The sequence below is a fragment of the Paenibacillus pasadenensis DSM 19293 genome, assembly GCF_000422485.1.
GTDB classification, from domain to species: Bacteria; Bacillota; Bacilli; order Paenibacillales; family Paenibacillaceae; genus Paenibacillus_O; species Paenibacillus_O pasadenensis.
The window spans coordinates 98,692-118,609 of sequence record NZ_KE383857.1 but is presented as its reverse complement, the minus strand read 5'-3'; the positions used below and the strand labels follow the sequence as shown (position 1 = coordinate 118,609).

At 63.3% G+C, this 19,918-nt stretch carries 16 protein-coding genes; 3 read left to right on the top strand and 13 right to left on the bottom strand.

Going from position 1 to position 19,918, the window contains the following annotated elements:
* Positions 1–39: 39 nt before the first annotated feature.
* The 10 genes from H582_RS0122830 to H582_RS32265 all read right to left on the bottom strand — a co-directional run bounded on the left by H582_RS0122830 (position 40) and on the right by H582_RS32265 (position 12,681).
* Positions 40–915, bottom strand: a complete 876-nt coding sequence (locus H582_RS0122830; RefSeq protein ID WP_028600389.1) for a carbohydrate ABC transporter permease — start codon at positions 913–915, stop codon at positions 40–42.
* Between the two features lie 16 nt (positions 916–931).
* Entirely contained in the window at positions 932–1,888 is a 957-nt protein-coding gene (locus H582_RS0122825) for an ABC transporter permease (protein WP_240479065.1), read from the bottom strand.
* 24 nt (positions 1,889–1,912) lie between these two features.
* Positions 1,913–3,562 carry a type 2 periplasmic-binding domain-containing protein gene (locus H582_RS0122820; protein ID WP_028600387.1) on the bottom strand — a complete coding sequence of 550 codons (1,650 nt, stop codon included), beginning with the start codon at positions 3,560–3,562 and terminating at the stop codon, positions 1,913–1,915.
* Between the two features lie 1,185 nt (positions 3,563–4,747).
* Positions 4,748–5,284 (bottom strand): hypothetical protein, encoded by a 537-nt coding sequence (locus H582_RS0122815; RefSeq protein WP_127464544.1) that lies wholly within the window; start codon positions 5,282–5,284, stop codon positions 4,748–4,750.
* Positions 5,285–5,404: 120 nt separating this feature from the next.
* On the bottom strand, positions 5,405–5,734 hold the full coding sequence (locus H582_RS29185; RefSeq protein ID WP_240479064.1) for a GNAT family N-acetyltransferase: 330 nt from the start codon (positions 5,732–5,734) through the stop codon (positions 5,405–5,407).
* A 151-nt stretch (positions 5,735–5,885) separates the two neighbouring features.
* Positions 5,886–6,644 carry a DeoR/GlpR family DNA-binding transcription regulator gene (locus H582_RS0122805; protein ID WP_028600385.1) on the bottom strand — a complete coding sequence of 253 codons (759 nt, stop codon included), beginning with the start codon at positions 6,642–6,644 and terminating at the stop codon, positions 5,886–5,888.
* Between the two features lie 123 nt (positions 6,645–6,767).
* Positions 6,768–8,270: a rhamnulokinase gene (locus H582_RS0122800; protein WP_028600384.1), complete on the bottom strand. Its 1,503-nt coding sequence runs from the start codon at positions 8,268–8,270 to the stop codon at positions 6,768–6,770.
* On the bottom strand, positions 8,267–9,541 hold the full coding sequence (gene rhaA / locus H582_RS0122795) for an L-rhamnose isomerase (protein WP_028600383.1): 1,275 nt from the start codon (positions 9,539–9,541) through the stop codon (positions 8,267–8,269). The genes H582_RS0122800 and rhaA overlap by 4 nt, the downstream gene beginning before the upstream one ends.
* Before the next feature lie 29 nt (positions 9,542–9,570).
* Positions 9,571–11,667: a bifunctional rhamnulose-1-phosphate aldolase/short-chain dehydrogenase gene (locus H582_RS0122790; protein WP_028600382.1), complete on the bottom strand. Its 2,097-nt coding sequence runs from the start codon at positions 11,665–11,667 to the stop codon at positions 9,571–9,573.
* A 150-nt stretch (positions 11,668–11,817) separates the two neighbouring features.
* Entirely contained in the window at positions 11,818–12,681 is an 864-nt protein-coding gene (locus tag H582_RS32265) for an MFS transporter (RefSeq protein WP_127464545.1), read from the bottom strand.
* Between the two features lie 275 nt (positions 12,682–12,956).
* Here H582_RS32265 and H582_RS0122775 point away from each other — a divergent pair, with 275 nt between their 5' ends.
* Positions 12,957–13,532, top strand: coding sequence for a dihydrofolate reductase family protein (locus H582_RS0122775; RefSeq protein ID WP_028600379.1), 576 nt, complete (start codon positions 12,957–12,959; stop codon positions 13,530–13,532).
* Between the two features lie 1,275 nt (positions 13,533–14,807).
* Here H582_RS0122775 and H582_RS0122770 read toward each other — a convergent pair.
* Entirely contained in the window at positions 14,808–15,767 is a 960-nt protein-coding gene (locus H582_RS0122770) for an acetylxylan esterase (protein WP_028600378.1), read from the bottom strand.
* 172 nt (positions 15,768–15,939) lie between these two features.
* Here H582_RS0122770 and H582_RS0122765 point away from each other — a divergent pair, with 172 nt between their 5' ends.
* On the top strand, positions 15,940–17,136 hold the full coding sequence (locus H582_RS0122765; protein WP_028600377.1) for a chromate transporter: 1,197 nt from the start codon (positions 15,940–15,942) through the stop codon (positions 17,134–17,136).
* A gap of 86 nt (positions 17,137–17,222) precedes the next feature.
* Positions 17,223–17,948, top strand: coding sequence for a Crp/Fnr family transcriptional regulator (locus H582_RS0122760; RefSeq protein WP_028600376.1), 726 nt, complete (start codon positions 17,223–17,225; stop codon positions 17,946–17,948).
* A gap of 146 nt (positions 17,949–18,094) precedes the next feature.
* Here H582_RS0122760 and H582_RS0122750 read toward each other — a convergent pair whose 3' ends face one another.
* Both H582_RS0122750 and H582_RS0122745 read right to left on the bottom strand, forming a co-directional pair.
* Positions 18,095–18,745: a pentapeptide repeat-containing protein gene (locus H582_RS0122750; protein ID WP_043111815.1), complete on the bottom strand. Its 651-nt coding sequence runs from the start codon at positions 18,743–18,745 to the stop codon at positions 18,095–18,097.
* Between the two features lie 185 nt (positions 18,746–18,930).
* The gene (locus tag H582_RS0122745; RefSeq protein WP_240479063.1) at positions 18,931–19,917 is read right to left on the bottom strand and encodes a hypothetical protein; all 987 of its coding nucleotides are present in this window, start codon (positions 19,915–19,917) and stop codon (positions 18,931–18,933) included.
* Position 19,918: the final 1 nt, after the last annotated feature.

The window sequence follows — 19,918 nt, the reverse complement described above, 5'->3', positions numbered from 1 at the left end:
AGCAGCCCCCGGACGCCAAGATCCGGGAGCTGCTTCGCGTCAGCCTTTGACGGAGCCGATGAGGGCTCCTTTCACGAAATGCTTCTGCAGGAACGGATAGACGGCCAGGATCGGGGCGCTCGAGACGAGGATGGACGCCATTTTCACCGTGAACGGGTTGACCTGCTGCTGCACCGCCACCGAGATCCCCGCCTGGGAGATCGCCTGCGACGTGTTGCTGATGAGGTCCTTGAGCACCATCTGCAGCTGCCACATGTCCTTCTCCGTCGCATACAGCACCGAGGAGAAGAAGTCGTTCCAGTAGCCGACCGCGATGAACAGGCCGACCGTCGCCAGCACCGGCTTGGACAGGGGCAGCACGACGCGGAAGAACACCGTCAGGTCGTTCGCGCCGTCGATCTTGGCCGCCTCCTCCAGCTCGTCGGGGATGCCCCGGAAAAAGCTGATCATGACGAAGATGTTCCACGCGCCGATCGCGCCGGGCAGGATGAACGCGCCGTAGCTGTCGATCAGGCCGAGCATCTTGACGAGCAGGTACGACGGCACGAGGCCGCCGCTGAACAGCATCGTGAACAGGATGAGCAGCGAGAACAGCTTGCCGCCGCGCAGCCTTTTCTTGGAGACGGCATACGCCATCCCCGCCGAGAGGAACGTGCCGATCAGCGTGCCGGCCACGGTCGTGATGATCGTCACCTTGAAGCCCGACAGGATCGAGACGTTCTGGAACACCGCCTGGTATGCCGTGATCGAGAAGCCGGCCGGCACGAGGAACAGCCCCCCGCTCGCCGTCAGGTCGGGGTCGCTGAACGACGCCATGATCATGTACCAGAACGGGTAGATCATGAGCGCCATCAGCAGGATGAAGAACAGGATGTTCGCTACATTAAAGACGCGTTCGCCACGGGACAATGCCATCTTGCCCTCGCCTCCCTTACCACAGGCCTTCCTGGCCGCTTTTTTTGACGATCGTGTTCACGGTCAGGATGAGCGTCATCGCGACCGCCGACTTGAACAGTCCCGCCGCCGTCGCATAGCTGTAGTTGGCTTCCTGGATGCCGACGCGGTAGACGTACGTGTCGATGATGTCGGCGACGTCGTAGACGAGCGGATTGTACAGCAGGAAGATCTGCTGGAAGCCGGCCTCGAGGATGTTCGCCAGGCTGAGGATGACGAGGATGAGGATGACCGGCCGGATCGCCGGCAGCGTCACATGCCAGGTCTGCTTCAGCTTGTTCGCGCCGTCGATGCGGGCCGCCTCGTACAGGTCGGCGCTCACGCCGGCGATCGCCGCCAGATAGATGATCGTGCCCCAGCCGACTTCCTTGTAGATGTCGCTGATGACGAGGATCGAGCGGAAGTACCGCACGTCCCCGAGGAAGTCGATCGGCATGACGCCGAACCGCTGCAGGATCAGGTTGACGAGGCCGTCGACCGGATTGAGGAACGTGATCAGGATGCCCGAGAAGATGACCCAGGAAATGAAGTGCGGCAAATAGACGACCGACTGCGCGAAGCGCTTGAACAGCTTGCTGTGCAGCTCGTTGAGCAGCAGCGCGAGGATGATCGGCAGCGTGAACGACGCGATCAGCTTGTAGACGCTGATGATGATCGTATTGCCGAGAATCTCCGTGAAGTCCGGCGAGTTGAACAGGCGGGTGAACTGGTCGAACCCGACCCATTCGCTGCCGGTGATGCCTTTGTAGATGTTGTACTCCTGGAACGCGATGATGACGCCGTACATGGGCATGTACTTGAACACCAGCACCAGAAGCAGGCCGGGCAGCAGCAGCAGGTACAGATAGCGGTCCCGCACGATGTCCTTCAGCAGCGATCCGCGGGCCTCCCGCGTCCGCTTGCCGGCCATGACGGCCGGCTTCGTTGCAGCCATGTGGCGCTCCTCCTTCAGGCGGGCTTATTTGTACGGCGTGATGTTCTCCTCATACCACTTGTCGTACTCGACGTGCTCGGCCTGCTGCTTCTCGAACAGCCCGGCCGCTTCCTCGTCGATCTTCTTGCCGCCGAGCTTCTCGTACTGGGCCGGCCACTTGTCGAACGCGTCGAGCGGCGTCTTGCCCGTGATGATGCCCCAGAACAGCTCGTCGCGCACCTTCTTGATGTCGGCGGAGTAGCGGTCCCACTCGGGACGGTCGATCGCCTTGAACACGACGATCTTGTCGCGCATCGGCTGGCTGGTGGCGATCTTGTCCTCGAACATCTTCGTCACTTCCGGCGTGTTCTTGATGTTGGCGGCGTCCTTGCGCTGGATGTACCAGCCGAAGTTGCCGAGACCGAGCTTGCTGCCTTCCTCCGGCTGGATCGTCGGCGTGAAGATGCCGCCATCCATCTTGTAGTGCTCGCCCTCGTTGCCGAACGTGATCGTCTTGAACACCTCCGGCGTCGCCATCGTGTTCAGCACCTGCACCGCGCTGTCGACGTCCGTCGCGTCCGTCACGACGAGGTAGCACCAGCCGATGCCCGGATCGGGCAGGTCGGAGCTGAAGCCGTCCGGTCCCTGGATCGGCGCGATCGAGATGTACTCGCCGTCCGGATTGAGCTTCTTGAAGCTGATGTTGACCGAGTTGCCCGGGTTGAAGTAGTCGACCCAGCGGTAGAACGAGCCGACCTTGCCGGAGGCGTAGATGTCGTTGACCTTGTTGTCGTCGTTGTTGGCGCTCGTCGTCATGCGCGGGTCCATGACGCCTTCCTTGTACAGCTCGCTGAGCAGCTTCAGCACGTCCTTGACCTTCGGATCGAGCGCGCCGAACTGGATCGAGCCGTCGGCGTTCTTGACGAAGTTCTCCACGTCGAGGCCGTTCGCGTAGAAGAACGGCGCCAGCGAGCGGTAGTAGTTGTCGCCGGAGATGCCGTACGTATCCTTCTTGCCGTTGCCGTCCGGATCGCCGTTCGCGAAGGCGCGGAGCACCTCGACGTACTCGTCGAGCGTCTTCGGAACCTGCAGGCCGAGCTTGTCGAGCCAGTCCTTGCGGACGATCGTCGTCATGTAGCTCGCTTCCGGCACGTCGCCCGGGATGCGGAAGATCTTGCCGCTCTTGTCCCAGTGATAGAACAGCGTGTCCTTGCGGTAGTAGTCGAGGATCTCCTTGCCGTATTTCTGGAGGGATGGGGTGACGTCCTGCGCGATGCCGGCATCGACCCACTTGGTGTACTCCTTGGTGTCGCCGGTCCACAGGATGCCCGGACGCGTGTCCTTGGCGCTCATGAGCAGGTTGATCTTCGTGTTCAGCTCCGACCAGTCGGGCAGGAAGATCGGCTGCACGTCGACCTTGCGGCCCATCGATTTTTCCAGCTCGCCCTCAAGCGCCTTCTCCGCCCAGGAGTCCGGCGTCTTCGGTCCGGCCATGAGCGCCATCTTGATGGTGAAAGGCTCCTTCGGAGCTTCGCCGCCGCTGCCGGCCGCGTTCTGCGCGTTGTTGTCCGTGCCGGCCGCCGCGCCTTCGTTGCCGCCGCCGTTGCCGTTTCCGTTTCCGTTGCCGCCGGAGCAGCCGGCCGCCAGCAGCGCCATCGCCATCGTCGCGCTGAGCAGCATCGTCGTCTTTTTCATTCTCCCAATCCCCCAATTGTGAAGTGGATGCGTCATGCAAGCGAGTCATTGATTACGCTTACAAGGAACGGTTTGATTATACGCCCGGCCTGCGGGATCTGTAAACAACAAAATTTAATTTTATTTAATTTGTTTCATTTTGTTTATTTCATGTCGAAGCTTGGTGGAAAAGGCGGATGCAGCTCAGTTGGACGGGTAGGTCTGGAGCTGGGGAAGGCTGGGTGATCGGATGGGTGCGTGCCGAATTGGAGATGCGTTTCGTGGACTAATTTCACAACATGCGTGTTTGTTGAAGAATGTGGAAAAAGAGCGGAGCCTGGGCGATCAGCTGCTTGCAGCTGCGGGCGGAGCCTGGCGCGGGGCGGCTCAGCGGGGCGAGGGGCGGCATCTCCGCTACCGTTGCACGTACGCTCTACGCTCGTCGCGTTGCTCCATCCGGCCGCGCTCGGCGTCAGCTGGCTCCGCCTGCGTGAAAAAAGCATCCCGACCGCGTGCGGTCGGGATGCTTTTTGAGGCGCGCCTGGCGCGCGGGCTGCGCGCGTGGTGAAACCGCGCGTAGCCGGCGGCTTCGCTCCGCAGGCGCGCCCTACGCGCGGAAAAACCGCGCGTAGCCGGCGGCTTCGCTCCGTAGGCGCCCGCTACGCGCGGAAAAACCGCGCGTAGCCGGCGGCTTCGCTCCGCAGGCGAGCCCTACGCGCGGAAAAACCGCACGTAGCCCGCGGCTTCGCGGTGCCGGCACGCCCTACGCGCGGAAAAACCGCGCGTTGCCAGCGGCTTCGCTCCGCAGGCGCTCCCTACGCGCGGAAAAACCGCGCGTAGCGGGCGGCTTCGCTCCGCAGGCGTGCCCTACGCGCGGAAAAACCGCGCGTAGCCGGCGGCTTCGCGACGCCAGCGCGCCCTACGCGCGGAAAAACCGCGCGTAGCCGGCGGCTTCGCGACGCTAGCGCGCCCTACGCGCGGAAAAACCGCGCGTAGCCGGCGGCTTCGCGACGCCAGCGCGCCCTACGCGCGGAAAAACCGCGCCTAGCCGGCGGCTTCGCGACGCCAGCGCGCTCTACGCGCGGAAAAACCGCGCCTAGCCGGCGGCTTCGCGACGCAGGCGAGCCCTACGCGCGGAAAAACCGCGCGTAGCCAGCCGCTTCGCTCGCCGGCGCGGACGTTTCCCTCTCGACGACTGGATGCCGCTTACGTTTTCGAAAGAATTTCCCAGAACGACTCCGCATTGAACTGGATAGCCGCTTCGCGAATCTTATTCAACTCATGGTGAGGAATTGTCGAGGTATTTCGGTTCATGTGCGTCATCCCGTCAAGAAATACCGTTGCGAATTCGTTGATCCGGGCTAAATAGATCTCCCGGTCCATCTCCGACCTTTCCAAGCCCGCCATCAGTTTGGATGCCTTCTCAAAGCCGAGCCGGATCTCTCGCCATGCTTCGTGATCGGATTCATCGATGGTCTCCATCTGAAGCGACAATTGGCCTAGGTTTGAAAAAGCAACGAAACAGGCAAGGAAACGATCATCGAGTTTCATTTTAGCCGAGGAAGGATTGCTTGCCTCGGGCAGAAACGAATCCAAGAAGGCAGCATTGCTCATCATGGAAGAAACCGCCGCTGCAGCGACATGATTCTTGATTTCCGCCAGCTCGGCGGATTTTCGATCCATTTCCCTCTCATGAAAAGCATAAAACAAGCCTGCTGCAATCAAAACCGCAGCTGCCATCACAAGCCACAGACGCTTTTTCTGTCTTCCTCCTTGAATCTCGGTGTCTGTCTATTGGGAGGCGGAAAGCCGCTGGAAATGATCGGGCGTCGTCGAACGGGCATCACCGTCCAGCCAGTCAGCCTACTGTTCGATGACCGGACCGAGCCGATACTGGATGAGCCGGCCGTCCTTCCCGAGGTAAGCCTCCCGGCCGACACGACTGATTTCAACGAAGCCGAGCTTTTCCAGCATCCTTCTTGAACGGGCGTTTTCCTCGTTCGTCTCGGCGTTGAAAAGGGTGATTCCGTATTTCTCCCTGGCCAATTCCATCATCTTCCCGGCGGCCAAGGATCCGATCCCCTTTCCCCAAAGGCCGCTCTCCCCGATTGAAATTCCGAGTTCCGCTGCATTCGTCCGGATCTGGGCCAGGTCCGCATATCCGATCAGCCTCCCCTCGAACTCGATTGCCATGCGAACCTGCGAATCTAGCATTTCAGATTCCTCATTCCGATTCAGGATTCAGCATGCCGAATGACGGCAGTCCCGCCCCCTTCACGCCCCGTACAAAAAGGACCTCATTCCGCCTGAAAGGCACGAAATGAGGTCCTCGCCTGACCTACGCCTACACCACCACGACCGCCAAGCCGCTCTCCCGCAGCGCCTGAGCCGCTTCGGCCGTGATGCGGTCGTCCGTGACGAGCCGCCCGACCTGCTCCAGGCTGCCGAAGCGCGTGAACGACTGCAGGCCGATCTTGCTGGCGTCCGCCAGCAGCACGACCTCGTCGGCCATCCGCAGCATCTGCTGCTTGACCCGCGCCTGCAGCTCGTTCGACTCGCTGAGGCCGCGCTCGACATGCAGCCCCTTGCACGAAAGGAACGCCTTGTCGACGTGATACTCCTCCAGCGAGCGCTCGGCCGAAGGGCCGACGAAGCTGAGCGAGGCGCGCGACAGCTGCCCGCCGGTACAGATGACCTGGATCTGCTCCTTGGCCGCCAGCTCCACCGCCACGCGCGCGGAGTTGGTCAGCACAGTCAGCGGCATGTCCGGCAGCTCCCGCGCCATGTACCACGCCGTCGAGCTGGCATCCAGCAGGATGCGCTCGCGCGGGCGCACCTGCCGCGCCGCCTCCGCCGCGATCCGCCGCTTCTGCGCGGCGAATGTCACCTCGCGCTCCGCGAACGGCGTCTCCGGCTGGGCGTCGCGGACGCTGACCGCGCCTCCGTGCGAGCGGCGCAGCCGCCCCTCCTGCTCCAGCCGGTCCAGGTCGCGGCGGATCGTCTCCTCCGTCACCCGGCACAGCTCGCTCAGCTCGGTGACGCGGATGCTGCCGCGCTCGTTGACCAGCTGCACGATCTGCTCGTAGCGCTCTGCCGCCAGCATGCTTCCTTCCTCCTCGCGGCCGCCGCGTCCGCTAGCGCAGGCGGCGGTCCTTCATTTCGTCCTGTTCATGAGCCGCCCCGCGTTCCTTACTCCGAGCGGCGGCCTTTGATCTAGTCTTGGGCGTTACCCCGAGCGGCGGCCCTTCCTCTTGTCCTTGAGCGCCTGCAGGCGTCCGTACGCTTCCGCCATCCGCTCGCCCGAGCCGGGCGTCGGCTCGTACGTCTCGACGCCGAACGAATCGCCGATGACGCGCCGCGCCTCGGACAGGCCGGACAGCTCGCCCGCCGAGATCCACTGCACGGCGAGATTGCCGATCGCGCTGCCCTCCGCCGGTCCCGCCCACACAGGGCGGCCGATGCTGTCCGCCGTCCACTGGCAGAGCAGCCGGTTCCGGATGCCGCCGCCGACCATATGGAGCCCGGAGAACGAGCGTCCGCTCACGAGCTCCGTCTGCTTCAACACATACCGGTATTGTAAAGCCAAGCTTTCCAGAATACAACGGGCATGCCCGGCATAGCCTTGCGGCTCCGGCTGGCCGCTCTCGCGGCACCACTGGCGGATGCGCGGCCCCATCGGGCCGGCAGGCAGGAACAGCGGATCGTCCGGGTCGATGAGCGGCCCGCCCGCAGGCAGCGCCCCCGCTCCGGCCAGCAGCTCCTCGTAGCCTGGACAATGGCCCTCACGCTGCCATTCGCGGCGCAGCTCCTCCAGGATCCATAGGCCCATGATGTTCTTCAGCAGCCGCCATGTGCCCGCCGCACCGCCTTCGTTGGTGAAGTTGTACGCCAGCGCCTGCTCGCTCAGCACCGGCTCCGGCACCTCCGTGCCCATGAGCGACCAGGTGCCGCAGCTCAGGTAGGCGAAGCTCTCCTCGCGCGCAGGCACGGCGACGACGGCTGAGGCGGTGTCATGCTCCGCCGCGCACAGCACCTGCACCTGCGCGGACAGGCCGAGCTCGGCGTGCACGGCGGCGGTCAGCTCGCCCGCGGCGTCGCCCGGCTGGGCCAGCGGGGCGAACAGGCGCACCGGCACCCCGGCCGCCTTGAGCAGCTCGTTGTCCCACTGGCGCGCGGACGGATTCAGCAGTCCGGTCGTCGTGGCGTTCGTGAACTCCTGCTTCTTTTCGCCGGTGAGGAAGTAGCGCAGCAGGTCCGGAATCATGAGCAGCGTCTGCGCCTGCCGGAGCTGAGGCGAGCGCCGCTCGCCCATCGCCGCCAGCTGGTAGATCGTGTTGAAAGGCAGGAACTGCAAGCCGCTCCGCCGGAACAGCCACTCGTCGCCATAGCGCTCGCGCAGCCGCTCCATCATGCCTTCCGCATGGCGGTCGCGGTAGTGGAGCGGATTGCCGAGCAGCGTCCCGTCCCGGCCGAGCAGGCCGAAGTCGACCGCCCACGAGTCGATGGCGAGGCTCGCGGGAGGCGCTCCGCCCTCGCGGGCGGCCAGCCGCAGCCCCTGCTTGAGCTCATGCAGAAGCCGCAGGATGTCCCAGTACAGCCCGCCGCCGGCCTGCACCGGCTCGTTGGCGAAGCGATGCACCTCCGTCAGCTCCATGCGGCTGCCGCCCAGCCGTCCGAGCACCGCGCGGCCGCTGCCCGCTCCGAGATCGAAGGCGAGCCGCGTCGTCATACGCGGGCTGCCTCGCCGCGCGGCAGCTGCACCTCGCGCTCATACGCCTTGACGTCGTCCAGCCACGCCTCGCGGGCCGGCACGCCGCTGCGCTCGCAGTAGTAGTCCCACACCGCGCCGAACGGATACGACTTGAACTCCTCGGCCAGCGCCAGCCTCGTCGTGTAGTCGCCGTCCAGCTCGGCCTGCCGCAGCGCTTCCGCCGGCTCCAGCAGCGCCCGCAAGAGCGCTTTCAGCGTGCTGCGCGTGCCGATGACCCAAGCGGCGACGCGGTTGATGCTGCCGTCGAAGAAGTCGAGGCCGATAAACGTGCGCTCCAGCAGCTCGCCGCGCACGAGCTCGCGGGCGATCTCCAGCAGCTCGTCGTCGAGGATGACGACATGGTCGCTGTCCCAGCGCATCGGGCGGCTCACATGCAGCAGGATGCCGCTCGCGAACAGCGACAGCGAGCTGAGCTTGTTCGAGATCGTTTCCGTCGGGTGGAAATGGCCGGAGTCGAGGCAGATCAGCTTGTCGTTCTGCAGCCCGTAGCCCATGTAGAACTCATGCGAGCCGACGACGTACGCCTCGGAGCCGAGCCCGAACAGCTTGCTCTCGACCGCGTCGAGATGATGCGCCGGGTCGAGCGGCTCGGCGAACACCTCGTCGAGCGCCTCCTTGAGCCGCCGGCGCGGAGCGAGCCGGTCGGCGGGCAGGTCCTTGTAGCCGTCCGGCACCCAGACGTTCGTGACGCATGGCTGGCCGAGCTGCTCGCCGAACGACGCGCCGATGCGGCGCGACGCCTGGCAGTGCTCGATCCAGAAGCGGCGCACGGCCTCGTCCGGATGGCTGAGCGTGAAGCCGTCGGCGGCTTTTGGATGCGAGAAGCAGGTCGGGTTGAAGTCCAGCCCGAGCCCCTGCTCCTTGGCCCAGTCGACCCAGCGCTGGAAGTGCTTCGGCTCCAGCTCGTTCAGGTCGACCGCCTCTTCGGTGTCGGCGTAGATCGCATGCAGGTTCACCTTGTGCTTGCCGGGGATGAGCGAGAACGCCCGCTCCAGGTCGGCGCGCAGCTCCTGCGGCGTGCGGGCGGCTCCGGGATAGGAGCCGGTGACGGAGATGCCGCCGGACAGCTCCTGCTCGCGGAACAGGAAGCCGCGCACGTCGTCCCCTTGCCAGCAATGGACGGACAGCTTGATGCGGGAGAGCCGCTCCAGCGCCTCGTCGGTATCGATGCCGTGGGCGGCGTATTGGGCGCGGGCGAGCTCGTAGCTCTGCTTTACGGTTGGATTCATCGGCGATTGAGCCTCCTTGTCGGGTTCGGTTATCGGGTAAAGGCGGCCGGCACGCCGCCGTCGACCGTCAGCATGCAGCCGGTCGTCTTCTCCGCGCGGGCGGAGGCGAAGAAGGCGATGCCCTCCGCGATGTCGCGCGGATAGATGTTGACGCGCAGCGTCGTCCGCTGGCGGTAATACTCCTCCAGCTGGTCCGGCTCGATGCCGTAGGCGGCCGCGCGCTCCTCGCGCCAGGACGAGTTCCAGATCGCCGAGCCTTGCAGGATCGCGTCCGGCAGCACCGTGTTGACGCGGATGCCGAGCTCGCCTCCCTCGGCCGCGATGCAGCGGGCCAGATGGGCCTCCAGCGCCTTGGCCGCGCTGTAGGCGGAGGCGTTCTTGCCGGCGTAGACGGAGTTTTTGGAGCCGATGAACACCATGCTGCCGCCGCGCGCCTGCTCCTTCATCTGCCGGAACGCCTCGCGCGCCACGAGGAAGTAGCCGGTGCCGAGCACGTTCATGTTGAGGTTCCATTCCTTGAGCGTCGTCTCCTCGAACGGGCTGGACGTCGCCAGTCCGGCGTTGTTGACGAGGATGTCGACGCCGCCGTACGCGAGCGCCGTCTCGGCGAATGCCGCCGCGACCTGCTCCTCGCTCGTCACGTCCATCCGCACGGCGAGCGCGCGGCCTTCGCCGAAGCGGGCGTTGATGTCGTCCGCGACCTTCTGCGCGCCTTCGAGGTTGAGGTCGGCGAGCACGAGATGCGCGCCGCCCTCGGCCAGACGGCGTGCCGTCTCGCTGCCGATGCCGCCCGCGCCGCCGGTGATGAAGGCGATCTGGCGGGAAAATTCCGCTTCGGCCGGAGCGAGCGACAGCTTATACAGCTCCAGCGGCCAGTACTCGACGTTGTAGGATTCGTTTTCGCTCAGGGAGACGAACCGGCCGAGCGCCGTCGCGCCGCGCATGACCGCCACCGCCCGATGGTACAGCGCGCCGCTGACGCGGGCGCTGGCAAGGCTCTTGCCCGTATTCACCATGCCGACGCCCGGGATGAGGATGACGCGCGGCGCGGCCTCGAAGCGCCGGTCGCCTTCGTTCTTGTTTCGCTCGAAGTAGGCCTTATAGTTCTCCTTGTACGCCTCGATTCCCTGCCGGAGGGCGGCCTGAAGAGCCGCGATGCCCGCCTCCGAGCTGTCCGGCGTCCAGTCGGCGAGCAGCGGCACGACCTTCGTATGCACGAGATGGTCCGGGCAGGCGGCGCCGACCTGCGACAGCTGCGGCGCGTCCGCTCCGCCTGCGAAGGCGAGGATGTCGTCGCCGTCGTCGAACGACAGCACCATGCGCTTCTCGTCGCTGACGAGGCCGCGGATGAGCGGCATGACGGCCGCGGCGACGCGGCGGCGGTCCGTCTCCGGCAGCGGCGCGGACTTCAGTCCGCCGAACAGGCGCGAGCCGTCGACGCGGGCTTCGATGAACGCCTCCGCCTCGGAGATGATTCGGATCGTCTGCTCGTAGCACGCCTCCTGCGTGTCGCCCCAGGTGACGAGGCCGTGCTTCTCCATGAGCACGAGCTCGGCGTTCGGGTTGGCGCGGACGCCGTCCGCGATCATCTTGGAGAGCGTGAAGCCGGGGCGGATGTACGGCACCCAGACGAAGCGCTCGCCGAAGATCTCGGCCGCCAGCTCGCGGCCGTTGTCCGCGCAGCAGAGCGAGATGATCGCGTCGGGATGCGTGTGGTCCACATGCTTGAACGGCAGGAAAGCATGCAGCAGCGTCTCGATCGACGCCCGCGGGTGGGACGCGTCGATCATGCAGTGGCCGAGGTAGGCGACCATCTCCTCGTCGCTCATCGCCTCGCGCTCGCGCAGCTCAAGCACGTCGTCGAGGCGCAGGCCGGTGAAGTTCCGGGCCGTCATCGACGCGAGGTCGGAGCCGCTGCCTTTGACGTACATGACGTCGATCTCGCGTCCGCGGAAGTCCTTCACCGTCGTTTTCGTCGACGTGTTGCCGCCGCCCCAGTTGCAGACGGAGCGGTCCGCCCCGATTCGGTTGGAGCGGTAGACGAGCCCCGCCAGTCCCTCGAGCGATTCGTTCTGCTCCTTTGCCGCTTTTTCCGCCGCTTCCTGATTCCACAAGCTTTGTACCATGCGAGTCCGCCTCCGTTTGGCTTTGAATGATGGATGAATGCCAGAGATGAATCCGTTCTCTTCGTTTTCATGATGTCCGAATGAGTTTGAATTCGTTTGATTCATTTTAATCCAACTATATCATGTTTGTTTTTGTTTGGATATATGGATTTATTTTTGAAAAGGCTCCCGGCCGATCACCAGCGAGCGGACCGCGAGCCGGATCAGGCCGTAGGCGAACCCGTTGGCCGCGCCGGAGAGAACGAACAGCCATCCGAAGCCGCCAGGCGCCAGCGAGCCGGGCTCGGCCAAGGCGTTGAAGGCAAGCATCAGCGCGCCTCCGGCCGCCCCATGCAGCAGCACGGAAAGCAAGGCGCGTCCCGAGCCGTCCTTTTTCCCGACGATCCGGCCGATCATCCAGGAAACCGGCATCGCGACGCATAACGTGCCGATCCAGCTGAATAGTAGGACGTAGATCAGCGCGGCAGGCTCGAGCAGAAACAGGCTGATTCCGATGGAGGCGAGCAACGGCGCGACAAACAGAGCCGCCAGATGGGAAGCCAGCTCCGCCTTCATCCGCCGCTCGGCCGCGTTCCGCCGGATGCGCCGTTCTTGCTCTTTTTCTCCCTCAGCAGCCCTCTCGAAGTCGCGCGGGCGCGCTTCCTCGTGGTCATTCGGGCCTGCTCCGTCGTGCTCGGCTTCATCTTCGTGCTTGTCTGCTATTGCTCCATCGTGCGCGTTCGGGCCTGCTCCTTTGTGCTCGGCTTTATCCTCGTGCTTGTCTGCTACTGCTCCATCGTGCTCAATCGGGCCTGCTCCGTCGTGCGCGTTCGGGCCAGCTTTCTCATGCTCAGGCACATCCTCATGTTCGGCCGCTACCGCTTCCTCGTACTCGTCTGCCACTGCTCCCTCTTGCTCGCGAGCTCTCCCCTTCACTCCCTGGCAATCCTCCGTCTCTCGACGAGCGTATTTCCCCATGCCCTGCCCCGCTCCAGCACCTGCTTGCTCCGGTTTCTTCGTCTCTTCATGCGGCATTCGGCGCGCCTCCTTCATCAGGCAGATCCGTGCGGTTCCAGAGCCCGCGCTCCCGCGCTCGGGACCGTGAAGCTGGAGCTCCGGCTATCGGATTCCGCCTTTTCTTTTCCAGCCTAACCCAGCTTCTCCATGCCGCCCAGTACGAACTTTCATAGGCCCATCAGTGGGACAGCAAGTTGGAGATGGCGATCCATAAGAAACAACCTCATCCGGAATCTGTTATACTGCAATTAATTTAGATATAAGATATTTTCATGGACAAAGGAGAACTGAAGATGAGAAAGCTCGTTCTTTTCCTGCACGCATCGCTTGACGGCTTTGTCGAAGGGCCGAATGGCGCGATGGATATCGGCTGGGTTTCCTACGATGCTCATTTGGAAAAGCATGCGAAAGAAATTCTGAGCACAGCCGACACGGTCATCTGGGGACGCGGGACTTACGAGATGATGTACGGGTACTGGCCGTCCGTGCCGTCGGATCCATCCGCTTCGCAGCATGAGCGGGATCATGCCGAGTGGATTGAAAAGACAACCAAAATCGTGTTCTCCACGACGCTGGAGAAAGTCGAATGGGCGAATTCCCGACTCGTGAAAGAGGAGGTCAAGGAAGCGATCCTAGCCCTCAAGCAGCAGCCAGGCAAGGACATGGTCATTCTCGGCAGTCCTAGGCTCGCGCACCGCCTTATGCAGCTTGATTTGATCGACGAGTTTAAGATTACGGTTTCTCCGGTCCTGATCGGCAAAGGATTGCCGTTGTTCCAAGGCATCGAGGAGAAGATCAGCCTGGAGCTGGTCGAAAACAAAACCTTTGACTCTGGAGCCATCGGGCTCGTTTATCGAAGGGCAAGATGAGCACGGCATTGGATTTTCCATTGTCCAAAGGAACGTACATGACCGTTCCGGTCACGCATCATCCATGAAAAAAGGCTTCCTTGGTTGCCCCGGCAACCAAGGAAGCCTTTTTGGATAGAGGGAAGCTAGGCGTTAAGCGGCGCCGCAGCAGAAGAAACCCCCGGTCGCGCCGAGCTGCTCGGGTTTTCCGCGCAACTCCGACTCGTTGGCACCCGGTCGCGCTCAGTTACTCGGTTTTTCCGCGCAAATCCGACTCGTTGGCACCCCGTCGAGCCGAGTTACTCGGATTTTCCGCGCAACTCCGACGTGGAGGCACCCGGTCGCGCCGAGCTGCTCGGGTTTTCCGCGCAACTCCGACGCGGGGACGCCTGGTCGCGCCGAGTTACTCGGGTTTTCCGCGTAACTCCGACGTGGAGGCGCCTGGTCGCGCCGAGTTACTCGGGTTTTCCGCGTAACTCCGACGTGGAGGCACCGGGTCGCGCCGAGTTGCTTGGGTTTTCCGCGTAACTCCGACGTGGGGGCGCCTGGTCGAGCCGAGTTGCTCGGGTTTTCCGCGTAACTCCGACGTGGAGGCGTCTCGTCGAACCGAGTTACTCGGGTTTTCCGCGTAACTCCGACGTGGAGGCGCCTGGTCGCGCCGAGTTACTCGGGTTTTCCGCGCAACTCCGACTCGTTGGCACCCGATCGCGCCCAGTTACTCGGTTTTTCCGCGCAACTCCGACTCGTTGGCACCCGGTCGCGCCCAGTTACTCGGGTTTTCCGCGTAACTCCGACGTGGAGGCGCCTGGTCGCGCCGAGTTGCTCGGGTTTTCCGCGCAACTCAGACGCAGGGGCGACGAGTGCGCCTTCCTTAGCGGTAGTTGGAATTGGGGAGCGCCGCGACTCACGCTGCGGGACGCTCGAAGTGGTTTTTTTGCAAAACAACCGGCTGTAACCCGAAAAAATCGGGTTACTGCCTCCACCGAGCGCGATTCCAAAGCTGTAGCCCGAAAAAATCGGGTTACGGCCTCCCTCGAGCGCGATTCCAGTGCTGCAACCCGAAAAAATCGGGTTACTGCCTACCCGGAACGCGATTCCAAAGCTGTAACCCGAAAAAATCGGGTTACAGCCTCCCCCGAGCGCGATTCCAAGGCTGCAACCCGAAAAAATCGGGTTGCAGCCTCCCCCGAGCGATTCCATCCCCTGATCCCAGCAGCCTGCAAAAATAAAAAGCCGCCTCCGGAAAACCGGAAGCGGCTGAAGAAAACGCACGCACGGTGCCGATAGGCTCGGCGCCTACAGATCCTGCATGAACTGCAGGATCCTGTCGTTCAGGCCCGGCAGCCCTTCGTGGCCGAAGTCGGGGTAGATCTCCAGCGACTTGGGCGCGGTGATCTTGTTGTAGGCGGCGAACTGGGTGGACGGCGGGCAGATCGAGTCCATCAGGCCGACGCCGAGCAGCGTCTCGCCCTGGATGCGCGGCGCGAGATTCTGGATGTCGATGTAGCCCAGGCGCGTGAAGATCTCCTGCTCGCGCTTGTGCTGCGGATCGAACAAGCGGAAATAGTTCCGCAGCTCGGCGTAGGCGTCCTTGGCCTGATCCATCTCCCAGACGCGGCGGTAGTCGCTCAGGAACGGGTAGACCGGCGCCAGGCGCTTCACGCGAGGCTCCAGCGCGGCGCAGGCGATCGTCAGCGCGCCTCCCTGCGACCAGCCGGTCGCGCCGATGCGCTCCGCGTCGACCTCCGGCATGTCCATGGCGATGCGGGCGAGCTGCGCCGTATCGAGGAAGATCTGCCGGAACAGCAGGTCGTCCGGCTCGCCGTCGAGGCCGCGGATGATGTGACCGTTCAGCGTGTTGCCTTTGACGCCGCCGCGGTCCTCGGAGCCGCCGCCCTGTCCGCGGCAGTCCATGGAGAAGACGGAGTAGCCGAGCGAGGCGTAGCTGAGCTTGTCGGCCCAGTCGCCGGCGTTGCCGGAGTAGCCGTGGAACTGCAGCAGCGCGGCGTGAGGCTCGGGCACGTTTTTCGGACGGATGTACTTGGCATGGATGCGCGCGCCGCGCACGCCGGTGAAGTACAGGTCGAAGCAGTCGGCGGTCGGCACCTGGAAGGCGGACGGCACGAGCTCGACCTCGGCCGCGGTCGCGTCGAGCTCCTGGAGCGCGCGCTCCCAGTAGGCGTCGAAGTCGTCCGGACGCGGATTGATGCCCTCGTAGCGGCGCAGCTGCTCGAGCGGCATGTCTAGCATTGGCATGACGAATACCTCGCTTTGTTAGGTAGGATGAGATCGCTTTCCTTCCTTTTACCACGCTTTTCTTGGCAGCGTCAATTATTCAAACGAAAACAAGGACAGCTAATACCGCTAATAAAGGGATGAGAAAATAGGCTTACTTTAGAAAAGTCTACGAAAGGAGAGCCGGATTCACATGAAGGAAGAAAATGATTGTAATCCCAAAAGCAAACCCCTGGCCCTTCTGGAGCTATTCGCGGCATCAACCAAGCTGGGACTGACTTCATTCGGAGGTCCGATCGCCCACCTTGGCTATTTTCACGACGAATACGTAACTCGCCGGAAATGGATCGACGAGCGCGTTTACGCGGAGCTGGTCGCATTGTGCCAGTTCCTTCCCGGACCAGCCAGCAGCCAAGTCGGCATTGGAATCGGCCTGATCCGTGCAGGGCTGCTGGGAGGGGCGGTCGCCTGGATCGGCTTTACCCTCCCCTCCTTTCTTGCCCTGACTCTGTTCGCGTTCTTGCTGCAAGGCTATCCTATGGATGCTGCAGGATGGATACACGGGCTTAAAATCGTCGCCGTAGCCATCGTCGCTCATGCGATTATCGGCATGGGCCAGAAACTGACGCCTGACCGGAATCGGGTGGCAATCGCGGTTATTTCGGCGACCGTCACCCTCTCGTGGCAGACCGCGTTCAGCCAAGCGCTGCTCATCGTTGCGGCAGGGCTGATCGGGCTTTTGATGTACTCTAAAACGGCCCCATCTGATTTTTCCAGTCTATCCGTGCCAGTAAGCCGTGGAACCGCTGCGCTATGTCTCGGCCTCTTTGCAAGCTTATGGATTGCGCTGCCTCTGCTTCGACCCTTTTCAAACACGGGTTTTCTCCCTCTGTTCGACAGCTTCTACCGTGCAGGCTCCCTTGTATTCGGAGGGGGACATGTCGTACTCCCCTTGCTTGAACGTGAGGCTGTGCCCGCCGGATGGGTTACGAGCGAGGACTTCCTGGCCGGTTACGGCGCCGCTCAGGCGGTCCCTGGACCCTTGTTCACCTTTGCCGGCTATTTGGGAGCCATGGCATTCGGCTTTTCTGGCGCTGTGGTGGCTACCCTTGCTATATTCCTGCCTGCCTTCTTCATGATCATCGGCGCCTTGCCCTTTTGGAGCTCCTTGCGCAGCATTCCGAAGGTGCAAGGCGCATTGATGGGGATCAATGCGGCGGTTGTCGGCATTCTGCTCGCTGCGCTATATGATCCTCTATGGACGACAGCCATTTTGTCCCCCGCTGATTTTGCGTTGGCCATGATCTTGTTCGTTCTGATTGCGGTCTGGAAATGGCCGCCTTGGATCGTCGTCGCGGCAAGTGCCGCAGGAGGAATGTTGATAAGCTGAGCTCCCGGGTCCTCTGTGAGGACGGTCACATCCCTTCCGTGCGGTATTTGCTACAGTTAGGGCATCATCGGAAGGAGGGCACGATCATGGATGCAGCAAGCGGCGTCACCAAGCCGGAGACGGCTCCGGGCAACTCGGCCGCCTTTTCTGCGGACAGCCTCGCGAAGCTGTCGGCGCTCATGCGCAAGCATCGGATCCCTGCGGGCGGCCACGTATTTTGGGAGGGCGAGCCGGCGGAGTACTGGTACTACCTCGAGCACGGCCATGTCAAAGGCATGAAGACGAGCGCCGAGGGCAAGGAATTCACGATTTACCGCTACAAGCAGGGCGATTTCTTCGGCCAGCTCGGCTTCGACGGCGAGCCGTCGCAAAGCTTCAGCGCCGTCGCGCAGACCGACTGCGTCATCAGCTTCATCCCGCGCGGCGAGCTGGAGTTCGCGCTGTGGCGGTTCGGCGGCCTGGCGCTGGAGTGCATCGGCTGGATGAGCCAGATGAACCGGCACACGCAGACGAAGCTGCGCGACCTGATGCTCTACGGCAAGCCCGGCGCGCTCTGCTCCACGCTCATCCGCATGGCCAATACGTACGGCATGCCCGTCGACGACGGCATCCTGATCACGCAGCGCATCACCAACTCCGAGCTGGCCGAGACGATCGGAGCCGCGCGCGAGAGCGTCAATCGGCTGCTTGCCGATTACCGCCGCGCGGGCGCGCTGTCGATGCGCCAGGGCCATATCGTCGTCCACGACCTGGAGCAGCTCATGCAGCACTGCCGCTGCGAGGGCTGCCCGAAGGAAATCTGCCGCATGTAGCGCATGCGCTGGCCGGCCCGGGACCGGACCGCAGCCAGCGGCACGGCCGGCGGCCGCAAAGGGGCGCAGAGCCGCGGCGTCGATCGCAAAGAAGCCGTCCGAGAGGACGGCTTTTTGCTGCGGGGCGGGGGGACGCCAGGCGCTGGCTAGTCCTTCAGCACCATGCCGAACAGCGCGGCGAAGATGAACGCCTGCTCGCGCGAGATGATGCAGCCCCGCAGATCGTCCGGATTGCAGGACAGTCCCGTGAACTCGCTGTCGCTCAGGTCGATGCCCCTCAGCGGCGTGCCGAGCAGCGCGCCGTCCAGCTTGCAGCGGTGGAATTCCGTCTTGGCGAGCTTCGCCATGCAGAAGTCCGCGCGGTTCAGCGAGCTGTCGGCGAACACGACCCCCTTGAGGTCGGCAGCGCGCAGGTTGGCATAGTCGAGCTGGCAGTCCTCGACGAGCACGTTGCGCAGCATCGCTTCGCTCAGATCGGCTCCGACGAGCTTGCAGGAGCGGAACTGCGCGCGGTGGACGACCGCTCGGCTCAGATCGGCGTTGGACAGATCGCAGCGGTCGAACAGCACGTCCGTGAGCTCCAGGCTCCGCAGCTTGGCCGAGTCGAATGTGACGCCTCGGAACACGACGCCGTCGAACACGACCTTGTCGGCGTCCAGCTCTTCCAGCCGCTCGCCTTCGACGAGCCCGTGCTCGAACGCATCCCGCGTGCCCAGCCGCGCCGGCAGCGACAGCCTTTCCAGCTCCGCCGGCAGCCGCGGCGCCTCCAGCTTCAGCCTCTTTCGCGTCTCGCTCATCGGCTCACCTTCTTCATTAGAAATAAGAACATCCGTTCCAGCATAGCGCATCGCGCCGCAGCCGCGCAAGCCGTCAGCCGCAATGGCGCCGGCGCTCGGGGCGCTTGCACGCGGGGCGCTGCAGGCCGCATGAGCATCGCAAAAAAGACCTTCCCGCAGGAAGGCCTTGAATTCCGTTCCGCCGCCTAGCAACGCTCCAGGATCAGCTGCGTCTTGAGGGAATCCTGCGGCGTCAGCCAGCCCTTGCCCTGCAGGAAGGCGATCAGCTTATCCCGTTCCGCCGCGGCCTCGGCAGCATCGTCCGTCTTGAAGGAAACTTCCACGATCGTCTCCGTACCCGTACCGGACGAGCTGCGGATGGGCCAGATCTCCACATCCGTCTCCAGCCCATTGAAGACGCCGGCGTATTTGCTTACCGCTACCGGTCCATGCGCCCTTGAAGCCGACAGCGTTTTCTTGCCCCAGCCGGTTGCGCTCCAGTTGTCCAGCTTGCCGGGAATTTCATCCACCGCCATGCCGAGCGCCTTGCTTTCTGCCGGCAGAGCCGTGCCGCTGTACCCCGAGGCGCTTTTCTTCTTCTCCGTGGAAATGCTCAGCGTCTGCTTGCTGTAGTTCCAGTCGATCTCGGCCTCGTAGTTGTCGTCCGCAGAAGTGAAGCCCTCCTGCCTGGCTTGCTCCAGCGCCGCGTTGATATTCCCGTTCACGATGGGATAACGCTTCTTGTAGCTGATTTCAAAATTGGATTTGTCGGCTTTCTTGCGGAAGCGCACATCCCATCCCTTTGCATTCAAATCCAGGGAGCTGGTGTCGAAATACTCCACGCCGATGCTCTGCGCGGAACCGAGCCCAAAAGCGCTCGCCAGCGCAGCGGACGGCTTGCCGTCTCCGCCGAGCGTGGCTGACGGGCTGAGCAGCAGCTTGACTTCGTAACCAGGAACCATGACGGAGCTTGCCGCCTCGGCCCGCTGCCCCGGCTGCATGCTGATCGACATCAATAGCCCACCCGCCAATACTGCCGCAGCCGCTTTTTTCCATATGCTTCTCATCTCATCCGCTCCCCTGCCTGATTTTCGCCTTCCGGCTTCTTTACTGTAGCTCCGGCTTGTCCAGGCAGCATCAAGAGGGGTCGGCGAGTGCGTTAAATCCGCCGTTAAAAGTTGAATGCCGCCCAAG